General features: G+C 69.6%; 2 protein-coding genes. Both read left to right on the top strand.

Annotation, left to right across the window (positions count from 1 at the left end; translation table 11 throughout):
- Positions 1-448: 448 nt before the first annotated feature.
- The gene (locus ACWGI8_RS42780) at positions 449-898 is read left to right on the top strand and encodes a PTS sugar transporter subunit IIA (protein WP_453668868.1); all 450 of its coding nucleotides are present in this window, start codon (positions 449-451) and stop codon (positions 896-898) included.
- Between the two features lie 77 nt (positions 899-975).
- Positions 976-2646 carry a phosphoenolpyruvate--protein phosphotransferase gene (ptsP, locus tag ACWGI8_RS42775; RefSeq protein ID WP_453668867.1) on the top strand — a complete coding sequence of 557 codons (1671 nt, stop codon included), beginning with the start codon at positions 976-978 and terminating at the stop codon, positions 2644-2646.
- The last annotated feature ends 23 nt before the right edge of the window (positions 2647-2669 follow it).

Genomic DNA, 2669 nt, shown 5'->3' with positions numbered 1-2669 from the left:
ACCCTCTCGGGCTTTCCTCCGGGCGCTTCCCTTCGGTGTTTCCAGCTTAGCAGATCCGATTTCCGTTTCTGCCACCCGCTGGAGCGGGCTGCCGGACCGTTCTCTCGCTTAATTCGCGATTTCCCTTTCCGGCTTTTCAAACCCTACCAGCCTTTTCCTGGCTTCCTGACCATCCGCCCTGCAGGCATGCAGAGGTTTAGACCAGTTAGGATGGTGGCTTGATAGGTGCTGCCGACCTACGGCTCAGAGTCGCGTCGTGGTCAGGCAGGGGTACGACAGTACATGTCGCCGGTAGACGAGGCAAATCGTTTCCGGTGCCATCCAGGTCCGCCAACTGGCAGCTGTCATGCGGAACCTGGACTTCCTATGACATACGCTCAGAAGAGCGCGCCGTCCGGCGACAGGCAGCGGACGGTGCCACTTGATCTCCGCCCCCTGGGAGGCTCCCATGACAACCGTGACGTCGCCTCTGGCCGGCCGCGCCATCGGGCTCGCGGCAGTGCCCGATCCGGTGTTCTCCGGCGCGATGGTCGGTCCCGGTACCGCCATCGACCCCGAGCGTGAAGCCTCGGAGGCCGTCTCGCCGGTGGACGGCATCGTTGTCTCCCTCCACCCGCACGCCTTCGTCGTCGTCGACGGGCAGGGGCACGGTGTGCTGACCCATCTCGGCATCGACACCGTGCAGCTCAACGGTGAGGGCTTCGAGCTCCTCATCAACAAGGGCGACACCGTCAAGAGCGGCCAGCCGATCGTGCGCTGGGACCCGGCCGCCGTCGAGGCCGCGGGCAAGTCGCCGATCTGCCCCATCGTGGCGCTGGAAGCCACCACCGACTCTCTCGCCGATGTCATCGATAGCGGCGACGTGAAGGCCGGCGACACGCTGTTCAGCTGGCAGTGACCTCACCGTCCTGTCGACGGGCCAGTTGTACATCCATCGCGGTGGCTGGGACCGCCGCACAATCGGAGACGGGTGAAATGGAGACAACGCTGCGAGGCGTCGGCGTGAGCCACGGTGTGGCGATCGGCGAGGTTCGGCATATGGGGACGGCGGTTCTGGAGCCGCCCGCCAAGCAGATCCCGGCGGACGAGGCCGAACGCGAACAGGGGCGCGCTCGCCAGGCCGTCGAGGCTGTGGCCGCCGACCTGATTGCGCGCGGCAATCTGGCGGGCGGCGAGGCACAGCACGTGCTCGAGGCGCAGGCCATGATGGCGCAGGACCCCGAGCTCATGGCCGACGTCGAGCGCCGGATCGCCGTCGGCAGCACGGCGGAGCGGGCCGTGTACGACGCATTCGCCGCGTACCGGGCTCTGCTGGCGGGTGCCGGGGAGTATCTGGCCGGGCGGGTGGCCGACCTCGATGACGTACGGAACCGGATCGTGGCGCGGTTGCTGGGTGTGCCGATGCCGGGTGTTCCGGACAGCGACGAGCCGTACGTACTGATCGCGCGGGATCTGGCTCCGGCGGACACGGCACTGCTCGACCCGGCGCTCGTTCTCGGCTTCGTGACCGAGGAGGGTGGGCCGACCAGCCACAGTGCGATTCTCGCGCGGGCTCTCGGAGTGCCGGCCGTGGTGGCGCTGCCGGGCGCCGGTGAGCTGGCCGAGGGCACGATCATCGCGGTCGACGGCAGCACCGGTGAGATCTTCGTCGAGCCGAGCGACGAGCGGCGCGCGCAGATGGAGCAGGCCGCCGCTGAGCGGAAGGCCGCGCTTGCCGCGTCGACCGGGCCCGGTGCGACGTCCGACGGTCACAAGGTGCCGCTGCTGGCGAATGTGGGCGGTCCCGCCGATGTGCCGGCCGCGGTGGAGGCCGGGGCCGAGGGCGTCGGTCTGTTCCGTACCGAGTTCCTCTTCCTGGACGACAGCAAGCAGGCGCCGTCGGAGTCAAAGCAGGTCGAGGCGTACCGCAAGGTCCTGGAGGCGTTCCCGGAGGGCCGGGTGGTGGTGCGGGTGCTGGACGCGGGCGCGGACAAGCCGCTCGACTTCCTGACTCCGGCCGACGAGCCGAACCCGGCGCTGGGCGTGCGGGGCCTGCGGACCCTGCTGGACCACCCCGATGTGCTGCGTACCCAGCTGACGGCGCTGGCCAAGGCGGCCGAAGGACTGCCCGTGTACCTCGAGGTCATGGCGCCGATGGTGGCGGACCGCGCCGACGCGAAGGCGTTCGCGGACGCGTGCCGTGAGGCGGGACTGCGGGCGAAGTTCGGCGCGATGGTCGAGATTCCCTCTGCCGCTCTGCGGGCGCGCTCGGTGCTGCAGGAGGTGGAGTTCCTTTCGCTGGGTACGAACGACCTGGCGCAGTACACCTTCGCGGCCGACCGGCAGGTGGGTGCGGTGTCCCGGCTGCAGGACCCGTGGCAGCCCGCGCTGCTCGACCTGGTCGCGCTGGCGGCGGAGGCGGCCAAGGCCGAGGGCAAGAGCTGTGGTGTGTGCGGCGAGGCCGCCTCGGATCCGCTGCTGGCGTGTGTGCTGACGGGTCTCGGTGTCACCTCCCTCTCGATGGGTGCGGCGTCGATCCCGTATGTGCGGGCGACGCTCGCGAAGTACACGCTCGCCCAGTGCGAGCGTGCGGCGGCGGCGGCGCGTGCCGCGGACAGCGCCGAGGAGGCGCGGGTCGCCGCGCAGGTCGTGCTGTCCGGGGAATGACCTGACGGTTCGCCGGTGAGTTC

The organism is Streptomyces sp. NPDC054841, from assembly GCF_053611045.1.
The sequence above is the reverse complement of the archived record's forward strand: the minus strand, read 5'-3'. Positions and strand labels throughout refer to the sequence as shown.

Excerpts from the sequence above, each read along its gene's own strand:
- ACWGI8_RS42780 (WP_453668868.1), top strand. The coding sequence starts at position 449 with ATGACAACCGTGACGTCGCCTCTGGCCGGCCGCGCCATCGGGCTCGCG.
- ptsP (WP_453668867.1), top strand. The coding sequence starts at position 976 with ATGGAGACAACGCTGCGAGGCGTCGGCGTGAGCCACGGTGTGGCGATC.